Origin of the sequence: Marinobacter sp. W-8 (genome assembly GCF_044342215.1) — a bacterium.
Taxonomy (GTDB): domain Bacteria; phylum Pseudomonadota; class Gammaproteobacteria; order Pseudomonadales; family Oleiphilaceae; genus Marinobacter; species Marinobacter nauticus.
This window is the reverse complement of the sequence record NZ_CP172297.1, coordinates 1,286,066-1,310,636: the sequence shown is the minus strand read 5'-3', so window position 1 is coordinate 1,310,636 and position 24,571 is coordinate 1,286,066. Positions and strand designations below refer to the sequence as shown.

Genomic DNA, 24,571 nt, shown 5'->3' with positions numbered 1-24,571 from the left:
AGAAAAAAGCCCGTCGAAGTGACGGGCTTTTCAAATTCAGTTGGTCAGTTCCTGGTTAATCACCAACTCCACAGGTGGTTCCGCTTCCACCGGGGGCAGCACCTCTGCCTCAACCCGGCCTTCCCAGTCTCCCGGCTGCGGATTAACACTGCCTGAGCGGCTCAAACGGGCGACCACCACCACATCTTGCTGGGCAGAAATCGCAGATTCAGGGGACATGGCATAACGATCATCCAGCCGGATCTCGGCGGGCAAATCGCCAGCTGTCATCCTGGCAACAGCAACCGGCGCACCGCCCGCCGCAGCCGCTGGCCGCGCAAAGATGAACAGCACGGTATTGTCAGCCACTTGCTGGCGCAAACCTTCGTCCAGCGATACCCGTAAGGACACGCCCGGTCCAGCAGCCTGCTGAGGCTCGGATGCAACCTGGCCCGGCGGGGTTTCGCCCAAGCGCTTGTAGGCCTCCTCGATACCACCACGGATGGCCCCAAGCTGCGGATGGTCCGGTGCCACCTCGGTAATACGCTGCCAGTATTCAATGGCTTCCCGGTAGTTTTGCTGGCCGAAGGCATTGATGCCCATCAGCCCCAGTGCATTGACCTCGTCCGGGTTCAGGGCCCGGGCAGCCGCAATGGCATCGATCACCGCCGGGGTCATCTCGCCTTCACTGGCAAAATAGTTGGCCTGAGCTGCTAACCCCAAAGCTACGGCGCTGGCGTTCCGATCTTCAGACACCACATCGGCCAGACGACGATAGGCCTCAGCCGCTTGCTCATAGCGCTCAAGACGCATGTAGGTCTGCCCCAGCATTGCCCAGCCATCGGCGTTGTCCGGACTTTCCTCAAGCCGCTGGCGCAATTGGTCCGCCAGTTCCGCCATGCGGGCCGTCTGGTCGCCCTGAGTGGCGTCCATTTCCTGCATGGCAAGGAACTGTTCCACCTGATCCATGGCGCCCCATTCCTGGTAACCAAAATAGGTGCCCACCGGCAAGACCAGGATCGCCAGCAAGGCGACAACCATGGCGCTACGCCGCCCGGGCACACGCCGCTGGGTAACGGGTTCTTCCGGTACATCATCGAGCATGGCGCCCGCCAGCTCTTCCTTTAGCTGCTTGTAGCTCTCGTCATCCAGTATGCCGGCCTCGAGCTCGTCCTCCAGCTCTTTGAGCCGGGTGCGATAGGCCAGCAGATTCTGATTTCGCAGATCCGCCTCAAGGCGGGCCCGGGGTTTATGAAAAAAGACTGGATAAAGCACAAAGGCCAGGGCCACCAGAATGAGTACGGTCCCGGCAATCCAGAAGGTATCGGTCATGGAAATATCGTCACGTCTCGAAATGAATGGGAGTTATCGGCGGTCAGCCTTGTCACTTTGACTGGCCAGAATCTGCTCTGCCCGGGCCCGGTCTTCCGGACTCAGGGGCGGCTCGTCTTCTCGCCTTCGGGCACGCCACACCACACCGGCCACAATCAGAAAACCTCCAATGGTGGCAATCGCCGGAAAGGCCCAGAGCAGGATGGTGCGGTTATCCACCGGTGGCTTGTACTGAACAAACTCGCCAAAACGATCCACCAGGGCACCGACGATCTGATCGTTGGAGGCACCGTCCTGCATCATACGGTAGACCTCATCCCGCATATCCTTGGAAATGGGCGCATTGGAATCGGCGATGTTCTGGTTCTGACACTTGGGACAGCGTAATTCTGAGATCAATTGCTGATAACGCTGCTCTTCAGCCCGGGTATCGAAGTCATAGACTTCTGACACCTCGGCAATTGCCGGGCCCGAGAGCACCATCAACACGGTTAAGAAAGCGGGTAACAAACGCATCAGCTGTTCCCCCGGGCCTGAGCGATAACCGGCAAGAGCACTTCTTCCCAGACTTTCTGGTTCACAACGCCTACGTGGCGATAGCGCACCACGCCCTCTGCGTCGATAACAAAGGTTTCCGGCGCACCATACACGCCCAGGTCAAAACCCAGGGTTCCCTTCGGGTCGAAGATAATGGTCTCGTAGGGATTACCCAGCCGGTTCAGGAACCGGAAGGCACTTTCCCGCTGATCCTTGTAGTTCAAGCCCACAATGCGAACTCCCTGCTCCCGGGCCAGATACATCAGGTATTCATGTTCATCCCAGCACGAGGGGCACCACTCGGCCCATACATTCAACAAGGACACTTCGCCCTGGAAAACTGAGGGATCCAACTGAACCTCCGGATCGTCCAGAGACTCCAGGCTGAATTCGGGAACGGGCTTGCCGATCAGCATGGATTCCAGTCTGGTGGGGTCCTTGCCCAAGCCGGCAAACAGGAATACCCCCACGCCGACGGCAATCACCAGCGGCAGGAACAGCAATACCCGCTTCATGAGGACGCCTCCGCCACTTTACCCGGCGCTGCCGGCTCGCCGCTTTTCACGGCTTCCTCATCGCGCACACGAATACGGTAGCGCTTGTCGGCAATCGCCAGGAATCCACCAATGGCCATCACCAGGGATCCGAGCCACAACCAACGCACTAACGGTTTATACTGCAACCGGATAGCCCAGGCATCTCCACTGATACGCTCACCGATGGCCACAAATATATCCCGGAACAGGCCGGCATCAATGTCCGCTTCGGTCATCACACTCATGCCAACCGGATACTGCCGCTTTTCCGGATGCAGGTCAGTCACGAGCTCCCCATCCAGGTAAACATTGAAGCTGCCATACTGGGCGGTAAAGTTGGGGCCACGACGCTCACCGATGTCGGTAAAGACTATCTCGTAATCCCCCACCATGGCGCGGTCACCGGGCTGCATGCGCACGTCGCGCTCGATGCCGTAGTTGGAAACCACCGTCGCACCGGCCATCACCATGGCAAGCCCCAGGTGGCCAAGTACCATGCCCCAGTAACTGCGGGACTGGCGCTTCAGGCCGTACCAGCGCCCTTTGCGGGACGCGGATTTATCCCAAAGGTCCCAGGCGGTGGCTACAGTCACCCACATGGCGGCAAACACACCCAGGAAGGCCCAGGGCGCGAACCCACCGTAACCGATCATCACCGCGGCACTGGCAATCAGACTGACGGCCAGCGGCCACAGCAGTTTGCGGGCCAGCCAGCCGCCGTCGGTTTTCTTCCAGCGCGAGAAAATCCCCGCGCCCAGCAGCAGGCCGGTTGCCACCGCCAGCGGGCTGAAGGTGGTATTGAAGAACGGCTCACCAATGGACAGCTTGCCCAGATCCAAATAATCCAGCACCAGCGGATAAAGTGTGCCTATGGCCACCAACAGGGTGGCGGATACCAGCAAGACGTTGTTCAGGAGCAGGAAGATTTCCCGGGACAGGGAACCATAACGGGAGCGGACATGCACTACCGGCGCCCGGAAGGCATAGAGTGTCAGACTGGCCAGAATGGTGATGCCCAGCAGGGCCAGCAGGAAACTGCCTCGCTCCGGATCCGACGCGAAGGCATGGACGGAGGTGAGCACACCGGAACGAACCAGGAAGGTACCCAGCAGGCTCAGTGCGAAAGTGACAATAGCCAGCAACACGGTCCAGCTCTTGAAGACCCCGCGTTTTTCCGTGACTGCCAGCGAGTGCATCAAGGCGGTACCCGAAAGCCAGGGCAACAGGGAGGCATTTTCAACCGGATCCCAGAACCACCAGCCGCCCCAGCCAAGCTCGTAATAAGCCCACCAGCTGCCCAGGGCGATGCCCACCGTCAGGAAGGACCAGGCAACCGTGGTCCAGGGGCGCGACCAGCGAGCCCAGGCCGCGTCCAGTCGGCCGTTGATCAGTGCCGCGATGGCAAACGCAAAGGCCACCGAAAAACCAACATAACCCATATAGAGCATGGGCGGGTGCATGATCAGGCCGATGTCCTGCAACAGCGGGTTCAGATCCTGTCCATCTGCCGGTACGTTCGGCAGCAGACGGTCAAACGGGTTGGAGGTCAGAATGATAAACAGAAGGAAGCCAACGGAGACCATGCCGAGAACCGACAACACCTGGGAGACCATCACCGACGGCAGTTTACGGCTGAAGATGGCCACGGCAAGCGTCCAGCCTATGAGCATCAGTATCCACAAGAGCAACGAGCCCTCATGGCCGCCCCAGACTGCGCTGAACTTGTAGTACCAGGGCAACATGCTGTTGCTGTTATTGGCCACATAGGCCACCGAGAAGTCATCCACCAGAAAGGCGTGGGTCAGGATCGCAAACGCCAGGGCGGTGAACACAAACATGCCGGACGCCAGTGGCCGGGCAAATGCCTGCAGGCTGTCACGCCCGGTCAGAGCGCCCGCAAGCGGCACCACGGAGAGAAGTACTGCCAGCAGCAACGAGAGAATCAGTGCAAGCTGTCCGAGTTCCGGATACATCGGGTTTCTCCAACGTCAGAAATGAATTGAGCGCTCAGTACGCCGTGGTTTCAGCGGCTTTTTCCACATCAGCAGACTTGTGCTGCCCCTTGGAAGAGCGCTCCAGCGCCTCGGCCACTTCCGGTGGCATATAATTCTCATCGTGCTTGGCCAGTACCTGATCGGCCACGAACACGCCCTGTTCATTCAGCCGCCCCATGGCCACCACGCCCTGCCCTTCCGCAAACAGATCCGGCAGTATGCCCTCATACTGTACCGGCACCGACGCCGCATAGTCGGTCACCCGGAAGTTCACCTTCAGGCTGTCGGAATCCCTTGCCACACTGCCCTCTTCAACCATGCCACCGGCCCGGATCCGGACATCAACCGGCGCGTTACCCGCTGCAATTTCCGTAGGATCGTAAAACAGGTTGATATTCTGTCGGAGTGCATAGGTGGTCAGGCCTACCGCAATGGCAATACCGGCCACCAGAAAGAGCACAATGGTCAGTCGTTTTTTTCGGATCGGATGCATGGATTACCTGCTGTTTATTCCTGGGAAACTTCGACACGGGCGAACGTAGCAGCCTGCTTTGGCCGGGCGCTGGTGCTGTTTTCCTGCTGCTGGTAGCGGCGTTTGCAGCTGGCCATAACCGCCTGATGGTGCCGGGACGACCAGACCATCAGGCCCACCAGCAGAACGGCGAACACGGCATAACAGGCCCAGACATAGGGACCATGGCCTTCCATTGCGATAAATGCGGAAAATGAATCAAACGCCATTGCTCAGCCTCTCCCCGCCATCACCAGCTCTTTCACCCAGCGGGTTTTCTGCTCCCGCATAACAATTTCGGTTTTCATGCGCAGGCACGCCAGCCAGCCAAACAACAGGTAAAGCCCAAGCACAGAAAGCAGCAACGGAACCCACATCTCGACGGGCATTGAGGGCTTCTCGGTAAGCTTGAACGTAGCCGGCTGGTGCAGTGTATTCCACCACTCCACGGAGTATTTGATAATCGGGATATTTACCACCCCCACCAGCACCAGCACAGCCACCGCCCTGGCAGCAGATTTTTCATCATTGATGGCCCGGTCCAGGGCGATGGCACCGCCATAGAGGAAAAGCAGAATAAGCATGGAAGTCAGCCGGGCATCCCACACCCACCAGGTTCCCCAGGTAGGCTTACCCCAGACGGCGCCGGTAAATAGCGACAGGAAGGTAAACACCAGGCCAACCGGCGCCACGGCCTTCACGAAGACATCCGCCAGTTTCATGCGCCAGACCAGCGTAACCACGGCGGCGGACGCCATCATGATGTAGATGGATTGGGCGAGAAAAGCGGTGGGAACGTGGATAAAAATAATGCGATAGCTGTTGCCCTGCAGGTAGTCCTTGGGAGCAAACGCCAGGCCCCAGATCAGGCCGGCAAAGAGCAGAATGATACCGATCGCCAGCAACCACGGCATAAACCGGGTTGCAATCCCGAAGAACCATTTGGGAGAACCCAGTTTGTGAAAGAATTGCCACATCAGTTGGTCACCATCTTCACTGTTATCGTTTGGTTGGTTGCCGGTCCCAAAGAACCGATCAGCTGTTCGAAAGACTGATTCTCAGGGCCGCTGCCGAGGCGAAAGGCGACAGTGTTACCGCCAGAACCAGAAACGCGCCCATCAGAGCCAGGTATCCGCCAACCGGCGCGCCTTCGGCTGCCGCTGCTACTGTGCCGGTACCAAAAATCAGCACGGGAATGTACAGCGGAATGATCAGCAGTGACAAGAGCACGCCCGCCGAGCGCAATCCCAGGGTCAAAGCGGCGCCGATAGCTCCGATCATGCTCAGTACCGGGGTGCCAATCAGCAGCGTTAGACACAGAATTGCAATAGAGTTCCCGTCCAGGTGCACCATCACGCCCAAAACCGGCGCTAACAGCACCAGTGGTAAGCCCGTTAACACCCAGTGTGCGGCTGTTTTGGCCAGCACCAGCAGAAACAGAGGCTGGGGCTGCAGTACCAGCTGTTCCAGTGTTCCATCGTCAAAATCGTGACGAAACAGGTGGTCCAGCGACAGCAACACCGACAGCAAAGCCGCTACCCAAAGGATACCGGCTCCGGACTGTTTCAGAAATGCCACCTCCGGGCTGACTCCCAGGGGAAAAAGGGTTACTACCATGATGAAAAACAGCAACGGGTTCAGCAGATCCTGCCGCTGCCGGAAAGCCACCCGGACATCCCGGGCAAATACTGCCGCCATGGCGGCTATCGGGCCGACCGATTCAGACACAGGTTTCAATGCCGGCCGCCGATCAACGTTCATGCACACCTCCGGCGCCCAGAGTGATGCGTTTCATACCCGGCATCTGGAGTTCATGGTGGGTCGTTACCAGCACCGCACCACCTTCCGCGGCGCGTTGCTGTAGCAGAGACTCAATGGCACGGACACCGTCTGCATCAATCGCGGTAAAGACTTCGTCCAGCAGCCAGAGCGGTTCGTCGGCAATCAGCAGCCTGGCCAGCGCCACACGACGTTGCTGCCCGGCAGACAGATTCCGGCATGGTACGTTTTCAAAGCCTGCCAGCCCGGTACCTGCCAGCGCCTGAACCAGCACCTCTTCGCTCACCTCCCGACGGCCGGCCATCAGGGCTTTCAGGTTCTCGACCGGTGTAAGCAATGGTTTGATGCCGGGGCGATGGCCGATGTAAAGGGTATTCCGAAGGAAGGACTCCCGTTGCCGGGCCCTGGGCTCGCCGCACCACAGCAACTGGCCCGACCAGGCATCGTTCAGGCCAGCAAGAATTCGAAGTAATGTTGTTTTGCCGGTACCGTTGGGGCCCTCGACACGGGTAACCGTACCGGGCAGTATGGAAAAGGACAGATTCTGGAACAACAGGCGCTCGTCCCGTTCACACTCAAGATCTATCGCCTGTAGTAACGGCTCGGACATCAGGGCTCCGTTTCAGAGCGATGGATGCGCAGCAGGCATCAGGTGCATGTAATGAAGGACACACAGGTGCCAACATGAAATCAGGGCAATCACTGCCAGCGCGGCGTATTATAACGAAAGCGCCAGCATATTACTCTTGCCCGACATCAAATCGACACTAATGAAACTGAACGGCGGACAACCACCCATTCCCCAGAAACAGCCCGCACCGGACCAGACCACCCGGAGCCCGGGCAAGGCTAACCCGGGCACCAGCACGGAGCCCGGCGCTGCGCTCTCGGCCAGACAACAACTGGCCCAGTTACAGCTGGCTGATCGGGAGACAGCGTTGGCCAAAGTGGCCGAGATCCTGAGGCAGAAAGGCGGCGGCCATGAGCTGTTGCTGGAACTGCGCGGACAATCCCTGAAAGTCGCTGCCGGCAACCAGCCACCGGATCTGTCCGTGGGCGATCTGATCAAGGTCATGCGGGCCGGTAACGAATTGCAGCTGATAGGCAAGCTGGCGCCGGGCCAGGAGAGTGCCGTTGCCCGGGCCCTGGCCCAGCGACTACCCTGGCAACAGAGCCTGCAGGGTGGTCTGTCACAACTGTTCACCGCCCTGAGCCAGGGCCTGAAATTGCCGCCCCAACCCGGGCAATTGCCATCCGCCACCAGTGCACAGCCTCTGCCAGCGCCCGCGCAACAGGCCCTGCAAAATCTGTTCAATCAGTTACCCAAGGCAGACGCTCTGACTCCGGGCGCCGGCAAGGCCGAGTCCATGGCCACGCAGGTACGGCAGTGGTTGTCTGAAAGCGGCCTGTTTTCCGAGGCTCGATTGTTACAGGCCGGCCCTTCCGCCGCCAGCCAGCCGGATCTTAAACTGGTACTGGCAAAGGTGGTGTCGGCTCTGCTCGCCAGCCAGAACCAGGGGCCAGAGCAATTCAACCGGCTGACACCCCTGGCCAGCCAGGATTTGCTGCAGGCACCATTGCAGTTTCCAAGAGCACCAGCGCCGACCGCCTCTCAGAACACGGGGGAGCCAGCCACGGTCGGGCAGACCCTGCGCCTGCTAGCCGGCATGCTGAACCGGATTACCGTAAACCAGCTGCACAGCCAGACGCTGAATGCCCGGGCCGGCGCCGAACCGGGCGTGCCCGTGAACACTCTGCTGATTGAACTGCCATGGTTAACGCCGCAACAGGAACCCCGAACGGCGCAATTACGACTGGAACAGTACTCTCAGGAGAAGGACGGCAGCAACCGGCCGGAACGGGCCAGCGCCAGTGAGTGGCGGTTGTCCCTGTCGATGGATCTGGACAAGGCGGGCCCGCTGCATTTCGATGTCACTTTTCGGCCTCCGTCCGTGAGCGCTCTGGTCTGGGCGGAAAACCAGACCACCCTGAGAACCGTGCATCGCGAGCTGCCACTGCTGCGACAAAGCCTGAACGACCTCGGGCTGGAAGTCACCGACCTGGACTGTCGCAGGGGCAGCCCACAGCAGATGCAAACCCGGCTGGAACACCGACTGGTGGATACCAAGGCATGACCAACACATCACAGGACAACATCCCGGCCGCTGTCGCCCTCAAGTACGACGGTGAACGTGCACCGGTTATCTCCGCAACCGGCACCTGGGAGCTGGCCGAGGAGATTATCCGGATTGCCCGCGACAACAATGTCCCGTTGTACGAGAATGCCGAGCTTGCCGGCATTCTGGCGCGTCTGTCGTTGAATGAAGAGATTCCGGAAGAGTTGTACCGGGTGATCGCGGAGATTCTGGCGTTTGCTTTCCACATCCGGGGCCGGACACCCGGAGATGCCCGGCCGGAGGAAAAAAACCCATCAGTGGATCAGGGAACGTAGCGCCCAGGCCTGCTGCCAATGCTCACCCTTGCGCGGCGCAACGGCGGTATCGAAGTAGTGCTTGAGGCGCCGGCGGTCTTCTGGCTGATCTTTCAGCGCCGAACCAATGACGTGGTGCATCATGTGTTCTACGGTCATGGCGCCACCACCGTAATACCAGGCATTCAAACTGGCCGCATGGGCCACCGATACGGCCTCGGCGGTAGACAGGGCCGCCCCCGCCAGCCGGTCGGTGCTTCGGCCGTCCAGAGTCTGCCCGTTTCGCAGCTCGTGGAAGATGGTCACCAGCACTTCCACCACCGGTTGCTCCAGGGCCACATCGATTCCAGCACGCCGGTTGGCTCTGGCCACTTCCCTCAGAACCACATCGATCTCATCATTCAGGTGCCGTATCGGCCGGATTTCCTCAAAGTCCATCCGCCGTTTCAGAGCCGCACTCATGCTGTGCACGCCCTCATCCACACTGTTTGAGGTGGCCACCAGGTTAAAACCTTCCCGCGCCAGGATAACGCCGTCTTCCCCCGGCAATTCCGGAATCACCACAACTCTGTCGGACAGTACAGACAGCATGGCATCCTGCAGCGCCTGCGGGCAGCGGGCAATTTCTTCAAAGCGCACCAAACGCCCCTCCATCATGCCCCGCAACAGCGGTGTTGGCACCAATGCCTTGCGGCTGGGGCCCTCGGTGCGAAGCAGAGCTTCGTTCCAGCTGTAGAGCAACTGGCTGACCTGGCTGATGGCGCCGCCCTGCAAGGTCAGCGTGGAATTCCCCGAAATGGCCGCAGCGAGCAGCTCCGACAGCCAGGATTTGGCCGTACCCGGCTCCCCCACCAGCAAGCATCCCCGGGACGTACACAGGGAAATGATGATCCGGACCACCATAGCCCGGTCGGCGACAAACTTACGCTCTATACCCAGTTTTTCATCGCCCAGCAGAAACTTCTCGACGCCCCGGGGCGACATCAGCCAGCCAGGAGGCATCGGGCCCGGATCCATGGACATCAGTTTGTCCAGCTCCTCGCGATAGGTTACCTCTGCCGGCTCGCGCTGGGCTGCCTTGTTGTTGGATATGGTATTTTTCATCCGATACTCCTGCGACCACCACGAACTTCCGGAGCCATGCGCTCCCTGGGCAGAATGCGGGGCAACTCAGCCAGCGGAATGATGCCCTCAATGACATGATCCAGGGCACTATCCCGCATGGTCACAAGGCCGGCATCCAGCGCTCGCCATCGTAGCTCCCCGATGGGAGGCTGACTGGAGATGGCATTACGGATATCCGAGTCCACCTCCATGTACTCCACAATCGCAACCCGACCCTGGGTACCCCGGCCGTTACACTTGTCGCAACCCTCCCCTTCAAAACACCGGAAATCCGCCGGCGCACCGTCCGGGAAAACCTCCGCCATAATGGCAGGATCGGGCCTGGCCGGCTTGCGGCAATGCTTGCAGATTCGCTTCGCCAACCGTTGCGCAATCACTGCCAACAATTCGCCGGCGATGGAGTTGGGATGAACGCCCAGGTCGTAAAGTCTCTGCAAGGAATCCACGGCGTCATTACAGTGCAGCGTGGAGAGTACCACGTGACCGGTCTGAGAGGCGCGAATGGCTTCCAGCGCGGTCTCCTGATCCCGGATTTCACCGACAAGGATGACATCCGGGTCTTCCCGAACAAACGCCCGCATGGCATCGGCAAAACTGAATCCGATTTCAGAACGTACCCGGGTTTGCTGGATGTTGTCGATGGAGTACTCGATGGGATCCTCCACGGTAATCACCTTACGGCGACCATCATCAGCCAGGGTCTGCAGGCCCGCATAGAGTGTGGTGGATTTACCAGACCCGGTCGGCCCGACCACCAGCACCAGACCCGCCGGGTTATCCAGCAGGCGCTGATAACGGGAACCAATGGCCGATGACATCCCCAACTCAGCGATGGTCATTGCCCGACCGGTTTGCGGCAACAGACGGATAATCGCATTCTCACCGTGCAGTGAGGGCTGGGTCTGGATCCGCAAATCGTAGGAGGTGTCTCCGAGCTGCAGCCTGGAACGCCCACCCTGAGGCAACCGGTGCTCAGCGATATTCAACTCCGCCCGGAGCTTGATGACGTTGATAACGCCACGAATTTCCCGGGCAGACAACTGGTATTGCGGTAAATCGTGCAGATCGCCATCCACCCGCAAGCGAATACGCACCCGGTTCTCATACTGTTCGATATGAATATCGCTGGCCTTCTCGCTGACGGCATCCAGCAGAATAGCCTCATACACAGACACCAGATACGGGCTGATGTGTTTGTTGCTGTCCTTGCCGAGCAGATCCTTGCCCGATGTATCCGGTTTTTCGGTGCTGCCCACCGACACGCCATGCTCCGCCACAAAGCGGCTGCCCTTGACAGTCAGATCCAGCGCCGACCAGATCCGCCGGAAGTCCGTCGGTGTCACCAGCAGACAGACAATTCGATGCTTGGGTGTCAGCCGTTCCATCTGATCGGTACGTGCATCCGGGTCGTCGGTGACCACGGTCAACGTGCTGTCCTCTTCCGACACCGGGATCACGCGGGAGAGATCCAGAAAGGTTCGGGAAAAACGCCGGAACAGGTCCGTATTCAGATGACTGAGTACGTCATCACCATCGGTAAACGTCATGCCCCGCTGCTGGGCAAGAGACCGGTAGAGATCAATCTCTTCCAGATTCAACCGGCGACGCAGGACATCCAGTACCCGTTCGTTTTTGGTCGCCGCCTCGGTGCGGGCATCCGCCAGTGCCGCTTCGGAGACCGCGCCAAGATCAATCAGAATCTGTTCAGAGTTACGGTTGAAATCCACCCAGCCCAGGGTTCTGACCCGCTCCAGCTTGTCGCCCCTGCGCTGGAACATGGCGACACTGGGCACCGGCCCCGCCCGACCCTCCAGGCACACCAGGTTCCCGCCCTCGCGCAGGTTCGGCAGAAGCGCCTTGGGGTCCTGGATGAAGGTCGTACACAGAATCAGGTCACAGGGCGCGTCCAGTTCCAGCCCGGTATCTGCCGAGGCCTCAATGACATCCACATTATGGACGCCGTGCTTAAAAAAGCGCTCGCGGGCTTTCTCCACCAGCGCCGGGTTGCGGTCAACATAGACCACCCGGTGAGCCAGATCCGCCAGCACGGCGGTCACATAACCTGAGCCGCCCCCAACGTGCATGACGACCTGGTCAGGCTCGATCTCTGGCATCAGGCTCAGCAGGTGTCGAACCGTTTCTTCTCTGGGGATTGAGTGGCCGGTGATGGAGGGGACGAGATCGGCACCGGAAACGAAATCGGGGCGGGAAACAACAGCGAGGGCCTCAACGGCCCTCTGATAGAGCTTCTTCATTCAGCAGCATCCGATAAAACGCCGGATCAGGCCGCCTGTCGCCGCTTCAGGGCAGATACCAGTTCGGCCTCCGGACGGGAAATTCCGCAGGTATTCATAAGATCGTCGATATCCGCGCCAAGATCAACCAGTCGCGCGGCTTCGTCGTAGGAAATTCGCAACGGATCATTCTGCCGCATTTCTTCCAGAGTGTTCTTGAGCTCATGAATCTGCCGCTCACAGGCTACCAGGCGCTGCCCCACGCCGAGGCTGCCACTGGTAGTGGCATGCAGTTCACGGCCAAGGGTATCGCAACGCTGCTTGACAGAAGCCTGTAAGGCCCGGATACGCCGGCCATGGATAACACCCTGAACCAGAACCAGAGTGATGGCTGCAGCGGTCAGGCCCCAGGGGAGCCAGGAGGGAATGGTGAAACTCATAATGGACGTCTCCGTTGTTGGTGACCCCGGGAGACGTCCATCACTGCGCTGTGAAAAGCCGGTTACAGCGACGCGATTTCAGCCCACTCGTGGTCTGACAGCATCTTGTCGAATTCGACGAGAATGATCAGCTCGCCGTTCTTGTTGCACACGCCCTGGATGAACTTGGCACTTTCCTCGTTCCCCACGTTCGGTGCAGTTTCAATTTCACTGGCCTTGAGATAGACCACCTCTGCCACAGAATCCACCAGAATGCCCATCACCTGGCTGGACGACTCCATGACCACAATCCGGGTGGCATCGGTCACTTCCGCGTCCGCCAACCCGAACCGGCGACGAGTATCGATGACCGTAACCACGTTACCCCGCAGGTTGATGATCCCCAGCACATAATCCGGGGCTCCGGGAACCGGCGCGATTTCCGTGTAACGCAGCACTTCCTGGATCTGCATCACGTTGATGCCATAGGTTTCGTCATCCAGGCGGAAAGTCACGTACTGCAGTACCTGATCGTCCTGGGCCTGATTTTGCTGTCCGCTCGGGGATGCCATAGCACTCTCTCCTTCTCGGCTGCCCGGCGGGCAACCTGATCGTCAAAAATTCATCATCAGTGCCCAATACTATAGTTAAGGGCACAAACCGTGCCAGCCTCACACGGTTTCATTGAGTAACGGACCTGTTTAACTCAGATCCAGATGGTGTTCACGCTCTGCCCGCACCAGCAGATGCGCCATGGTGCGCACATCGATCAACGCACACATGTGGTCAACCACGGTGCCCGCCAGCCAGGGGCGCTTGCTGCGCGCTGTGCGCCAGCGCACTTCATCCGGCCGCAGCGTGAAAGACTGGGCCACATCGTCACAGGCCAGCCCCCACTCACTGTCATCCAGCCGGATCACAAACCGATAATTGTCCCGGGCACCAGCCGGTACCCGGCCAGCCATAATCCACTCGGCGGTGTCCACAACCCGCAGGTTGTGGTCCCGATCCGGCCGTATCCCCATGTACCACCGGGGACTGCCAGGAATTGGCCGGATCTCTTCTTCAATACGATGGATGGCGCCCAACAGAACCAGCGGCACCGCCAACTGCAGCCCGGCCACCGTAAAAATCAGGCACTCGAACGGCTCTTCCGACCAGTCCGGGCGCGCCGGTGGCACCTCGCCATCGTTGCCCGGGGCCGTGACCGGCGCCTCCGTCTGAACCGGCTCCGGCGCTTTCTGTTCCACCACAGGTGCCTGAACGATTGGGCGAGGACGGGCTCTGGTGACAGGCTTTGCTTCGGTTTTTACCGGTTTCGGCGGCTCCGGTTCCGGTTGCGCCACTAACGGCTCCGGCTCAGGCTGTATCTGTTCTTCCTGCAACGCAGTGCTGGTGGCGGTATGCAGCAATTCATCCAGATAACTGGCAATGGCCGCTTCCGACGCAGCCAGTTGCGTCATTTTTCTGTCAGCCATGCTGACGCTCCTTCACGGAACCGGTTCGCTTCAGGAGGTCGTCCAACAAATGATCGTAGGCCCGGACACCGTGGGTTTCCGCATCCAGTTGCGAGGGAATAACCCCGGCCTGGCTGGCATCCCGGAATTTGGTATCAACCGGTACGGCGAAACGCCAGAGGGTATCCTGATAGGTCTTGCGCAACAGATTAAGGCTCTTGACCGAAGCCTGGGTCCGGCGATCATAGAGTGTGGGAACGATCATGTACGGTAATTCGTTCTTCTGGGAGCGCATGATCATTTGCAGGGTGTGCAGCATTCGTTCCAGGCCTTTGATGGCCAGAAACTCGGTCTGTACCGGAATCACCAGGTACTGGGCAGCGGCCAGTGCATTCACCATGAGCACGCCCAGTGACGGCGTGTTGTCGAGAATCACGTAGTCAAAATCATCCCACAACTGGGCCAGGGCACGGGAGACAATCAGCCCCATACCCTCAACGCCAATCATCCGACGCTCCAGGGTGGCCAGTGCAGTACTGGCAGGCAGCAGCGACAGCCCGGGGCAACCGGTATCGGTGATCAGTTGCGCCGGCAGGCCTTCAGGAACCTTGCCCTGATGCTGAAACAGGTCAAATACGCTGTGGGCGATGGTATCCGGGTCATAACCAAACCAGCTGGTCAGCGATCCGTGCGGATCCAGATCAACCACCAGCACACGCTTGCCACGTTGGGCCAGCAGTCCGCCCAGGGCGACCACAGAGGTTGTCTTCCCCACTCCACCTTTTTGATTGGCTACAGCCCAGATACGCACGTTATGTTCTCCGGTAACGGCTCAGCTTGGCGTCATGCGCCGGCCTCTGTTCAACTTATCGGCAAGGATACGGGTAACTTGAAAGCCGAATCGATGGTTTTACGGCAACCCCTTGCCGATTCGGACGATGAACAACAGGTAATACAGGAAGTGTGCCAGCTCAGCCATACGCATCTGCCACCTGCAGGTGATCAGCGCACCGCCCCCCGGATGCTTGCATCCCGGGAGATCAGCAGAACCACCCGGCGGTTACGCCGCCGGCCCTCCTCGGTGTCGTTGCGGGCCACGGGCTGGTATTGACCATAACCCACCGCTGCCAGGCGCTCTGGCTCAATGCCCTCCATCATCAACATCCGGGCGACAGCCGCTGCACGGGCGGTCGAAAGTTCCCAGTTGGACGGAAAGCGGCTGGTACGAATGGGTTGGTTATCGGTAAAGCCTTCCACCTTGACCGCATTGTCGCGGTTGCGCAGTACACTGGCGATCTTTTCAATGACTTCAAAAGAGTCGTAATGGGGCTCAGCATCACCACTGCCAAAGAGCATGCTGTTCGGCAGATTGAGTTCAATCCACTCGCTGCTGGTTTCCAGACTCACCACCCCCTGATTGATCAATTCGTCGAATTCCATGGCAAGCTGGTTGGCCATGGTTCGCAAAGCCTCGGTGCGACCCTCGGCATCCAGTTCCGGATTACGGGGCGCCTCGGTAACCGGCGGCTGAATGACATCTTCATGCTGTTGTTGCTGCGCCCGGACCGGCTGGCCGCCCACGGTGACCGGTTGCAATGAGCGCTGCGGGGCGTTAAAGACACCGGTGAAGGTTTCCGACAGCACCTTGTACTTGCCCTCATTCACGGACGATACCGAGTACATCACCACGAAAAAGGCAAACAGAAGCGTGATGAAATCCGCGTAGGAAATCAGCCAGCGTTCCTTGTTGTGGAGATCATCCTGGGGTGGTCTGCGACGGCGCATAGGAAGCCCTGGCCCGGAATTACTGCAGGAAGCCCCGCAGTCTCAATTCGATGGATTTCGGGTTTTCGCCCTCGGCAATGGCGATAATGCCATCGATCATCATGTCCTCATAACGGGTGCGTTCCTTGATGATGCCCCGCAATTTATTGGCCACCGGAAAGAACAACAGGTTGGCCAGGGCAACGCCGTAGATGGTCGCCACAAAGGCCGTGGCGATGCCGCCACCCAGTGATTGGGGATCTTCCAGATTGGTCATGACCTGAATCAGGCCCATCACCGCGCCAATAATACCGATCGTGGGGGAATACCCACCCATGGCCTCATAGACTCTAGCCGACTCCAGATCGCGCTGCTCCCGGGTTTCCAGGTCGACTTCCATGATACTGCGAATGGACTCGGGCTCGGCACCATCAACCAGCAACTGCAGCCCTTTCCGGGCAAACGGCTCGGGCTCTCTCTCCGCAAGCCCTTCCAGGCCCAGCAGGCCCTGTTTGCGGGCTTTGACGCTCCAGTCGATGACCTTGCCAATGCCATCTTCCAGCGAGATGTAGGGCGGAATAAACACCCAGCGAACCTGACCGAAGGCACGCTTGAGCATCGGCCAGGAGGTTTGCAGGATGGTCGCCGCCAGAGTTCCGCCCACCACGATCAACCCGGCCGGGCCGTTGAACAGCGAACTGACAGCGCCTCCTTCCAGCAGATTGCCACCCAGGATGGCCACGAACGCCAGGATGATTCCAAGCAGGCTCAGAATATCCATCAGCTCACACCTTCAACCAGCCGCGCGCCAATATCCTCCAGCGCCAGAATCTCGTCGCTCAGTCCGGCTTTGGCCACAGCCATCGGCATGCCATAGATGACGGAGGATTTCTCATCCTGGGACCAGATCACGGAACCGGACTGCTTCATCATCCTGCAGCCTTCCTTTCCGTCGGAACCCATACCAGTGAGGATCAGACCCAGGGTTTTGCCTGGGAAGCTCCTGGCCAGAGAGCCGAAGGTAACATCCACACAGGGTTTGTAATTCAAGCGGTCATCGCCCGGAAGAATCCGCACTTTCGCCTGCCCGCCGCGACTTTCAATCATCATCTGCTTGCCACCGGGCGCCAGCAGGGCCAGCCCCGGACGAAGCACGTCGCCGTCCTCGGCCTGGCGCACCTCAATGCGACACAACTTGTTGAGCCGCTCGGCAAAGGCCGGAGTGAAACTGGCGGGCATGTGCTGAACCAGCACAATAGGCGCGGGAAACGAAGCCGGTAACGCCGTGAGCACCTTTTGCAGTGCAACGGGGCCACCGGTGGAAGTACCGATGGCTACCACACTGTAGTGCCTGGCAGCCGTTTTTCTGGCGGGTTTACGAACCGGCTCGGAGGCCGCAGGGTCTTTACGGGGTTCCGTCGTTACCGGGCGGTGCAGGCGCGAACCGGCGCGCTCGGATGGTTCACGGCGAGGTTCCGCAGCCGGTGCCGCCGGCCTCGGGGCCACAGGCGCCGATCGGGCACCCGGGCGACTACCGGCCACATCCAGAATACGCTGGATAAGGATTTTCTGAAGTTGACTGGTGTCCCTGGCAATTTCCTCGAAGTTCTTGGGCAGGAAATCCACTGCCCCGGCTTCCAGGGCATCCAGGGTAACGCGGGCACCTTCATAGGTCAGGGACGAGAACATCAAAACCGGGGTGGGATGTTTGCGCATGATCTCGCGCACGGCAGAGATGCCGTCCATCACCGGCATCTCGTAATCCATGGTGATCACATCGGGGCGCAGTTTTTCTGCCAGCTCGACACCTTCCCGCCCGTTGGTGGCGGCGCCTACCACTTTAATCTGGCCCGAGGCCGTCAGGATTTCCGTCAGCCGTTTGCGAAAAAAGCCCGAATCATCCACGACCAGGACAGAAACTGTCATCCATTTCTCCTACACAATCCCGGAAATTCCTGCTCAGCCGTAGTGCTGCAGGAGGCTCGGCACATCAATAATCAGGGCGATACGGCCATCACCGGTGATGGTGGCGCCGGCCATTCCTGGCGTCCCCTGTAGGGCCCGGCCCAAAGGTTTGATCACCACCTCTTCCTGGCCAATCAGCTGATCAACGACAAAGCCGACCTGTTTGGTGCCCATGGCCACAATCACCACGTGCGCATTCTCCGGCTCGGCCTGACCTGCCGCACCGTGCACCAGCCAGCGCTTGATATGGAACAATGGGAACACTTTGTCCCGCACGACAATGCACTCTTTGCCGTCGACAATATTGGTCTTGGTCAGGTCCAGGTGGAAAATCTCCACCACATTCACCAGCGGCAGCGCGAAAGACTGGTCACCGAGCATGATCATCAGCGTTGGCATAATGGCCAGGGTCAGCGGCACCTTGATGATAATGCTGGTGCCCTTGCCCTGCTCGGACATGATATTGATCTGTCCATTGAGCTGGCCGATCTTGGTTTTCACCACATCCATGCCGACCCCCCGACCAGAGACATCGGAAATCTGGTCCTTGGTGGAGAAACCGGCCGCAAAAATCAGATTGAAGCATTCGTTATCGGTAAGGCGGTCTGCCGCATCCTGATCGTACAGGCCCTTCTCGACCGCCTTGCGGCGCAGGACATCAGGATTCATACCGGCGCCGTCGTCGACAATGGACAGCAGAATATGGTCGCCTTCCTGCTCCGCCGACAGAGTCACGGTTCCAGCGCGAGGTTTGCCGGCCTTTTCCCGTACGTCCGGTGCCTCGACACCATGATCCACGGAATTTCTCACCAGGTGCACTAGGGGATCGGCCAGAGCTTCAACCAGGTTTTTATCCAGGTCGGTTTCCTCACCGTGCATGACCAGATTCACTTCTTTCTTCAGACTGCGGGCCAGGTCGCGCACCACTCTGGGGAAACGGCCGAAAACTTTCTTGATCGGCTGCATCCGTGTTTGCATGACGGCAGCCTGCAGATCCGTGGTCACCACATCGAGATTGGCCACTGCCTTGTGCATGTGTTCGTCTTCGCTTTCGGAACCCAGACGCTGCAGGCGGTTACGCACCAGCACCAGTTCGCCCACCATGTTCATGATGTCGTCCAGGCGCTTGGTATCAACCCGAACCGTGGTTTCGCCCGCTGGTGCGGCCTCACGGGCAGGTGCAGGCGCAGGGGTCGGCTTGGCAGCGGCCTTGCTCTCGGCTTTGGCTTCCGCTTTCTTTGGTTCCGGGGCTGGTTCGGCCTTGCTTGATGGAGCCGGCGCAGGCTTGGGCTCACCTGCGGCAGCCCCCGCGCTTGGGCCTGCCCCCTTGCCATGCAGTTCGTCCAGCAGGTTCTCGAATTCGTCGTCGGAAATCAGATCGGCGTCACCGGATGATTTCTCCGAGCCACCGCTGGTGTCGATATCTGCCTTGGGCGCTTCATCTTCCGCAGGCGCGCCGGCAAACTGGCCCTTGCCGTGGAGTTGATCCAGCAGGGCCTCAAATTCATCGTCGGTAATCTCATCACTGTCTGAGCCGCCGGCGGATTCTGCCGGGGTGCTCACCTGCTCGTTGCCGACCGGTTTCTGGCCATCGGATTTTTCATCCGCCAACGCGTCCAGCAGCTGCTCGAACTCTTCGTCAGTGATATCGCCCTGATCCCCTTGCTGTCCGACATCCGCAGACGACGGCTCCTGTGCCGGGGTTGGTGCTTCCACCGCCGGTGCATCCTCGGACTCGGGTTTGGCGAGTGCATCCAGAGCTTCAATCAGTTCGTCCGGCGCGGGCGTCGGTTCTTCCCGGTTGCGGACTTCTTCGAACATGGCATTAACGTTGTCCAGCGCCTCCAGCACCACGTCCATCAGGTCCGGTGTTACCTTGCGCTTGTGATTCCGGAGAATATCAAACACGTTCTCCGCAGAGTGGCAGCAATTAACCAGTGCCTCCAGCTGAAGGAAGCCTGCGCCCCCTTTCACGGTATGGAAGCCACGGAAAATGGCGTTCAGCAGATCGCTGTCATCGGGATGCTGCTCCAGATCCACCAGCTGCTCCGACAACTTTTCGAGTATCTCGCCGGCTTCTACCAGGAAGTCCTGCAGGATCTCTTCATCAGCATCTAACGCCATGCGTCACCCTCTTTATTATCAGAATCCGAGACTGGACAGCAGATCGTCCACATCGTCCTGTCCCGAAACTACATCTTCCCGCTCATCGGCCTTGATCTGGGGCCCTACCCCTTTTTCGGCCGATTCTTCTTTTTCTTCAATCTGATGCACTGTGCCGGTCAGTTGATCAACGTGGCTGGCCATCACCACCAGACCAAGAAGGTTGTCTTCCACCTCTTTCACCAACGCGGTGACCTTCTGGATAACCTGACCGGTAAGATCCTGAAAATCCTGAGCTAGAAGGATTTCCGACAGGTTCTGGTACAGACTGTCGGAGTCTGTCGTCAGGCCAGCGAAGAACTTGTCGATGCGACCGTAAAGCTCCCGAAACTCCGCAGGCTCCATTTCACGACGGCGCAGACGCTGCCACTCATCCCGCAGGGCAACCGCTTCATCCCGCATGGCGTGAGCCACCGGCATGCTTTCCTCAACCAGATCCATGGTGCGGTTCGCCGCCTGGCTGGTCATCTGAACCACATAGGCCAGACGGTCAGAAGCGTCGCTCATCTTCGACAGCACTTCTTTCTGCTCGGCATTACGCGGGTCTATCTGGAAGTTCCGGATTGCCTCATGGAGGCTGCGGGTCAGTCGCCCCACTTCCCGGTACAGACTCTGATCGCGAACCTCGCTCAGTTCATTGATCAGGGTCATCGCCTTGGCATAATTCCCGGCGTTTACATTCTCAGCCAGGTCGGAGGCCTGCTTTTGAAGTTTCTCCGCCACCTCCGGATCAAGGCCCTGATGGTTCTGTTTGGTATCACTCATGGCGAGCCATCCGACCTCTGGTTACTGGATTCGTTCGAAGATTTTCTCGATCTTTTCCTTGAGCACAGCTGCCGTAAAAGGCTTGACCACATATCCGTTCACCCCGGCCTGAGCCGCGGCCACGATCTGGTCCCGCTTGGCCTCTGCCGTTACCATCAGAACCGGCAGGTTCTTCAGGTTTTCATCAGCACGGACAGCCTTCAGAAGGTCAAAGCCCGACATGCCGGGCATGTTCCAGTCAGTCACCAGGAAGTCATACTTGCCGCTTCGGAGCATGGGCAACGCGGTGTTGCCATCGTCTGCTTCATCCGTATTGGTGAAGCCGAGATCTCGCAGCAGGTTTTTGATGATGCGTCGCATTGTGGAGAAGTCATCCACAATGAGAATTTTCATGTTCTTGTCCAATGGGACCTCCAGTCAGTAACACCCGGAATTCATTCAGCCTTTTGGAAGTCTAGCAGGCTGCTACCTTAAGCGCTTATTGTGTGGTGTTTGCGCACGTTGTAAAGCATCGTTTACCAAAAGCTACACAGCTTGCTGAAAGCGAAACACAGCACCTGGCCGATCAGTCGTTGTCACCATCCCGCCACTCGGCCAACCGGCTGCGAAGTCTCAACGCCGCCTGGCTGTGAATCTGGCTTACCCGGCTCTCACTGACCCCAAGCACCGCACCGATTTCCTTGAGGTTGAGCTCCTCCTGGTAATACAGGCTCAATACCAGTTTTTCACGCTCAGGCAACTGCTCAATGGCGTCTGCGAGACTTCGCTGGAAAGCGCCTGAAGCAATACCGTCCAGCGGATTATCACTCGCTTCTGCTTCTTCTATCGGCAGCTCGCCGGATTCATTGAGTTCATCAAGACTAAAAAGTCTACCGCTGTTAGCGTCGGCGAGTGAGGCATGATACTCGTCCAGACCAATGCCAAGCTCTTCCGCTACTTCGGCATCCTGGGCCTCGCGCCCGGTACGATCTTCCACCTGTTTGATAGCACTGGCGATTCGCCGGGCGTTGCGATGCACTGAGCGAGGCACCCAGTCGCCTTTGCGGATCTCATCCACCATGGCGCCGCGGATGCGAATCCCTGCGTAGGTTTCAAAGGTGGCACCTTTGCCGGAAGAATAGCGCTGCGCGGCCTCCAGAAGGCCAACCATACCAGCCTGCATAAGGTCTTCCAGCTGCACTGATGGCGGCAGCCGGGCCATGAGATGAAGGGCGATTTTCTTGACCAGCGGCGCATGCTCTTCGATCAGGGCTGAAGGGCTCCTGGCGCCGGCCTGATGGTAAATTCCCAGATTTTTCGCCAATGTCATGTATCCGGTTTTCTTGTAGGACTGGATTCAGATCAGACTTCGACGAGCCGCTCCACGAAGAATTCGAGATGCCCCCTGGGAGAGGACGGCAAAGGCCAGCTATCCACTTTTTCGGCCAGAGCCCGGATAGCCAGCGAGGCTTTCGCCCTCGGATAGGCATCCAATACCGCTTTCTGTCTTTGGACGGCTTTCTTGACGGCCTCGTCGTAAGGCACGATACCTACATATTGTAGTGCCACATCCAGAAAACGCTCGGTGACCCGGGTCAGTTTTTCAAACAGATGGCGGCCTTCCTGCTCATTGCGGACCTGGTTTGCCAGGATACGGAAGCGGTTGGTGCCATAATCCCGGTTCATCAGTTTGATCAGCGCGTAGGCATCGGTAATGGAAGTAGGTTCGTCGCAGACCACCAGCAGAAGTTCCTGCGAGGCCCTGAGGAAGCTGACCACCGATTCAGAAATACCTGCGGCGGTATCCACAATCAGGACGTCAATCTGGTCGCCCAGCTCACTGAAAGCGTTGATCAGGCCGGCATGTTCCATGGCGCTGAGCTGGGTCATACGCTGGGTGCCGGAGGATGCCGGTACAATCTTGATACCACCAGGACCATTCACCAGCACGTCTTTCAGATCACAATCGCCGCTGAGTACGTCTTGCAGATTTCGATTAGCGGTAATGCCGAGCAACACATCGATGTTGGCGAGCCCGAGATCCGCGTCCAGCAAGACAACCCGGCGCCCCTTCTGGGCCAGGGCGATACCGAGATTGACCGAAACATTGCTCTTGCCGACACCGCCCTTGCCGCCGGAAACCGCAATCACCTGAACCGGATGTGGTCTGCTCATACTGTTATCAGTCTCTTACTACGTTCTTGTACGGGCACGCGTGCCGGTGTTTTATTGTGCCGCCAACGAGGCTCAGGCACCTTCGGCGACTGCCTGCGCGCTCTGCACGGCCTTGAGCCTTTCTACGCCCAAACGCACCAGCGGGATAGCCTCCGCCCTCTGGAGATCTTCCGGTATCTTCTGGCCATCGGTGTACCAGGCCACCGGCAAGCTGGTCTCCATAACGAATCCGAGCGCTTCGCCCAGGGTCAGGGCTTCATCAATCTTGGTCATGATGCAGCCTGCAAGGTTTGCCATCTTATAGCAATGCCACACGGATTTCATGATACGTGGCTGACTGGTCGCGGAGACCACCAGATGTGTACGGATATTGTGATCGCTGCGAGCCAACTCCGCCAGTTGTTCCTGGTAACCACGGTCGGCACTGGTCAGGCCGGCAGTGTCAATCAGTACCAGATGTCGATCCGACAGTTCATCAAGAATGTCATCCAGGGAATGGCTCTCATCCACCACCCGCACGGGCACATTCAGGATGCGGCCGAACACAAACAGCTGCTCATGAGCGGCCACACGGTAGCGGTCGGTGGTCACCAGAGCCAACGAATCCGGGCCATGCTCCAGCACGTAGCGAGCCGCCAGTTTGCCAATGGTGGTGGTTTTGCCAGACCCGGTCGGCCCGACCAGGGCATAGATTCCCCCGGCATCAAGCCAGTCTTCGCGACCGGTACGAACGCCGGTCGCCAGCATTTTCAGCGACTGCTTCCAGCCATCTTCCAGGCGCCCTGCCCGGTGCCGCCGGGACAGAGAGCCGGCCAGCTCCGCGCCCAAACCGAACTCCTGCAGCCGTTCGGCCAAGCGTTGCTGAACTGCGCTGTTACCGGCCAGCGTGGCAGTCGCAGCCTTACCACTGACCAGATCACGCAGAGAGCTGATTTCGGCACGCATACTGGCCAGTTCATCGGCATAGCCACCGGCGCCAGATTCGCTACCCGCAACTGGCTTTGTCAGCGTTTCAACACTGGGACGTGACGCCGGAAAACCGGCCGTCTCGAAAGACAAGGACGACGCCACGCCACCTGAGGCGCCACTTCCTGCGCGCTTTTCCCGAACCTCACGAATGCGACTGCGGGACCGGTTCAGCTCCTCTTCCAGCCGACGATGCTGCTCAGCCTGCATCTCTGCCAGGCGGGAGCCGTTGGTGGCTTCAACCGCTCTTTCACCCAGACGCTGGCGCGCCATGTTTTCGTCGTAGTCGAGTGCCGTCACGATCTCAACACCACCATCAACCCGGCGGTTAGACAGAATAACGGCATCCGGCCCCATTTCGTGGCTTACCTGCTTCAGGGCCTCAGCCATGGACTGCGCAAAAAACCGTTTTACTTTCATGCTGTTTCATCCTCCCACCGGCAAGCACTCTGGCTTTCCG

General features: G+C 58.9%; 26 protein-coding genes. 2 read left to right on the top strand and 24 right to left on the bottom strand.

Features of this window, described 5'->3' with window-relative positions; all coding sequences use genetic code 11:
- Window positions 1–36: 36 nt before the first annotated feature.
- The 9 genes from ccmI to ccmA are packed head-to-tail and all read right to left on the bottom strand — an operon-like array spanning window position 37 to window position 7,278.
- Window positions 37–1,311: a c-type cytochrome biogenesis protein CcmI gene (gene ccmI / locus ACF8YQ_RS06020; RefSeq protein WP_396622876.1), complete on the bottom strand. Its 1,275-nt coding sequence runs from the start codon at window positions 1,309–1,311 to the stop codon at window positions 37–39.
- Between the two features lie 33 nt (window positions 1,312–1,344).
- The gene (locus ACF8YQ_RS06015; RefSeq protein WP_396622875.1) at window positions 1,345–1,827 is read right to left on the bottom strand and encodes a cytochrome c-type biogenesis protein; all 483 of its coding nucleotides are present in this window, start codon (window positions 1,825–1,827) and stop codon (window positions 1,345–1,347) included.
- On the bottom strand, window positions 1,827–2,363 hold the full coding sequence (locus tag ACF8YQ_RS06010; RefSeq protein ID WP_396622874.1) for a DsbE family thiol:disulfide interchange protein: 537 nt from the start codon (window positions 2,361–2,363) through the stop codon (window positions 1,827–1,829). Before ACF8YQ_RS06010 ends, ACF8YQ_RS06015 begins: the two co-directional genes overlap by 1 nt.
- Window positions 2,360–4,357, bottom strand: a complete 1,998-nt coding sequence (locus ACF8YQ_RS06005; protein ID WP_224849075.1) for a heme lyase CcmF/NrfE family subunit — start codon at window positions 4,355–4,357, stop codon at window positions 2,360–2,362. Before ACF8YQ_RS06005 ends, ACF8YQ_RS06010 begins: the two co-directional genes overlap by 4 nt.
- 34 nt (window positions 4,358–4,391) lie before the next feature.
- The gene (gene ccmE, locus ACF8YQ_RS06000; protein WP_224849077.1) at window positions 4,392–4,871 is read right to left on the bottom strand and encodes a cytochrome c maturation protein CcmE; all 480 of its coding nucleotides are present in this window, start codon (window positions 4,869–4,871) and stop codon (window positions 4,392–4,394) included.
- A 14-nt stretch (window positions 4,872–4,885) separates the two neighbouring features.
- Window positions 4,886–5,119 (bottom strand): heme exporter protein CcmD, encoded by a 234-nt coding sequence (gene ccmD, locus ACF8YQ_RS05995; protein ID WP_224849079.1) that lies wholly within the window; start codon window positions 5,117–5,119, stop codon window positions 4,886–4,888.
- Between the two features lie 3 nt (window positions 5,120–5,122).
- Window positions 5,123–5,866 carry a heme ABC transporter permease gene (locus tag ACF8YQ_RS05990; RefSeq protein ID WP_224849082.1) on the bottom strand — a complete coding sequence of 248 codons (744 nt, stop codon included), beginning with the start codon at window positions 5,864–5,866 and terminating at the stop codon, window positions 5,123–5,125.
- Between the two features lie 58 nt (window positions 5,867–5,924).
- Complete coding sequence (gene ccmB, locus ACF8YQ_RS05985) at window positions 5,925–6,650, bottom strand: heme exporter protein CcmB (protein ID WP_224849084.1); 726 nt, start codon at window positions 6,648–6,650, stop codon at window positions 5,925–5,927.
- Window positions 6,640–7,278, bottom strand: coding sequence for a cytochrome c biogenesis heme-transporting ATPase CcmA (gene ccmA / locus ACF8YQ_RS05980; protein ID WP_224849086.1), 639 nt, complete (start codon window positions 7,276–7,278; stop codon window positions 6,640–6,642). The genes ccmB and ccmA overlap by 11 nt, the downstream gene beginning before the upstream one ends.
- A 160-nt stretch (window positions 7,279–7,438) precedes the next feature.
- On the opposite strand from ccmA, the gene ACF8YQ_RS05975 reads away from it, so the two are divergent.
- Entirely contained in the window at window positions 7,439–8,803 is a 1,365-nt protein-coding gene (locus ACF8YQ_RS05975) for a flagellar hook-length control protein FliK (protein ID WP_396623278.1), read from the top strand.
- Complete coding sequence (locus ACF8YQ_RS05970) at window positions 8,800–9,120, top strand: EscU/YscU/HrcU family type III secretion system export apparatus switch protein (protein WP_273029830.1); 321 nt, start codon at window positions 8,800–8,802, stop codon at window positions 9,118–9,120. Before ACF8YQ_RS05975 ends, ACF8YQ_RS05970 begins: the two co-directional genes overlap by 4 nt.
- Here the strand turns inward: ACF8YQ_RS05970 and ACF8YQ_RS05965 are convergent.
- The 15 genes from ACF8YQ_RS05965 to flhF all read right to left on the bottom strand — a co-directional run bounded on the left by ACF8YQ_RS05965 (window position 9,100) and on the right by flhF (window position 24,531).
- Window positions 9,100–10,203 carry an AAA family ATPase gene (locus tag ACF8YQ_RS05965; protein ID WP_396622873.1) on the bottom strand — a complete coding sequence of 368 codons (1,104 nt, stop codon included), beginning with the start codon at window positions 10,201–10,203 and terminating at the stop codon, window positions 9,100–9,102. The two genes, ACF8YQ_RS05970 and ACF8YQ_RS05965, sit on opposite strands and share 21 nt — an antisense overlap.
- Entirely contained in the window at window positions 10,200–12,479 is a 2,280-nt protein-coding gene (locus ACF8YQ_RS05960) for an ATPase, T2SS/T4P/T4SS family (RefSeq protein WP_396622872.1), read from the bottom strand. The genes ACF8YQ_RS05965 and ACF8YQ_RS05960 overlap by 4 nt, the downstream gene beginning before the upstream one ends.
- Window positions 12,480–12,505: 26 nt before the next feature.
- Entirely contained in the window at window positions 12,506–12,898 is a 393-nt protein-coding gene (locus ACF8YQ_RS05955) for a DUF2802 domain-containing protein (protein ID WP_011785439.1), read from the bottom strand.
- 62 nt (window positions 12,899–12,960) lie between these two features.
- Complete coding sequence (locus ACF8YQ_RS05950; protein ID WP_011785440.1) at window positions 12,961–13,449, bottom strand: chemotaxis protein CheW; 489 nt, start codon at window positions 13,447–13,449, stop codon at window positions 12,961–12,963.
- Between the two features lie 129 nt (window positions 13,450–13,578).
- Complete coding sequence (locus ACF8YQ_RS05945) at window positions 13,579–14,355, bottom strand: chemotaxis protein CheW (RefSeq protein WP_396622871.1); 777 nt, start codon at window positions 14,353–14,355, stop codon at window positions 13,579–13,581.
- Entirely contained in the window at window positions 14,348–15,145 is a 798-nt protein-coding gene (locus ACF8YQ_RS05940) for a ParA family protein (RefSeq protein WP_011785442.1), read from the bottom strand. Before ACF8YQ_RS05940 ends, ACF8YQ_RS05945 begins: the two co-directional genes overlap by 8 nt.
- A 191-nt stretch (window positions 15,146–15,336) precedes the next feature.
- On the bottom strand, window positions 15,337–16,119 hold the full coding sequence (gene motD, locus ACF8YQ_RS05935; RefSeq protein WP_222534633.1) for a flagellar motor protein MotD: 783 nt from the start codon (window positions 16,117–16,119) through the stop codon (window positions 15,337–15,339).
- A gap of 19 nt (window positions 16,120–16,138) precedes the next feature.
- Complete coding sequence (locus ACF8YQ_RS05930) at window positions 16,139–16,879, bottom strand: flagellar motor protein (protein ID WP_011785444.1); 741 nt, start codon at window positions 16,877–16,879, stop codon at window positions 16,139–16,141.
- On the bottom strand, window positions 16,879–18,024 hold the full coding sequence (locus ACF8YQ_RS05925) for a chemotaxis response regulator protein-glutamate methylesterase (RefSeq protein WP_396622870.1): 1,146 nt from the start codon (window positions 18,022–18,024) through the stop codon (window positions 16,879–16,881). Before ACF8YQ_RS05925 ends, ACF8YQ_RS05930 begins: the two co-directional genes overlap by 1 nt.
- 33 nt (window positions 18,025–18,057) lie before the next feature.
- Window positions 18,058–20,187 carry a chemotaxis protein CheA gene (locus tag ACF8YQ_RS05920; protein WP_396622869.1) on the bottom strand — a complete coding sequence of 710 codons (2,130 nt, stop codon included), beginning with the start codon at window positions 20,185–20,187 and terminating at the stop codon, window positions 18,058–18,060.
- A gap of 18 nt (window positions 20,188–20,205) precedes the next feature.
- Window positions 20,206–20,991, bottom strand: a complete 786-nt coding sequence (locus tag ACF8YQ_RS05915) for a protein phosphatase CheZ (RefSeq protein ID WP_011785447.1) — start codon at window positions 20,989–20,991, stop codon at window positions 20,206–20,208.
- A gap of 21 nt (window positions 20,992–21,012) precedes the next feature.
- Window positions 21,013–21,396, bottom strand: a complete 384-nt coding sequence (gene cheY, locus ACF8YQ_RS05910; protein ID WP_011785448.1) for a chemotaxis response regulator CheY — start codon at window positions 21,394–21,396, stop codon at window positions 21,013–21,015.
- 160 nt (window positions 21,397–21,556) lie between these two features.
- Window positions 21,557–22,300, bottom strand: a complete 744-nt coding sequence (locus ACF8YQ_RS05905; RefSeq protein WP_226597081.1) for an RNA polymerase sigma factor FliA — start codon at window positions 22,298–22,300, stop codon at window positions 21,557–21,559.
- Between the two features lie 32 nt (window positions 22,301–22,332).
- Complete coding sequence (locus ACF8YQ_RS05900) at window positions 22,333–23,145, bottom strand: MinD/ParA family protein (RefSeq protein WP_011785450.1); 813 nt, start codon at window positions 23,143–23,145, stop codon at window positions 22,333–22,335.
- A 72-nt stretch (window positions 23,146–23,217) separates the two neighbouring features.
- Window positions 23,218–24,531, bottom strand: a complete 1,314-nt coding sequence (flhF, locus tag ACF8YQ_RS05895; RefSeq protein ID WP_396622868.1) for a flagellar biosynthesis protein FlhF — start codon at window positions 24,529–24,531, stop codon at window positions 23,218–23,220.
- Between the last annotated feature and the right edge of the window lie 40 nt (window positions 24,532–24,571).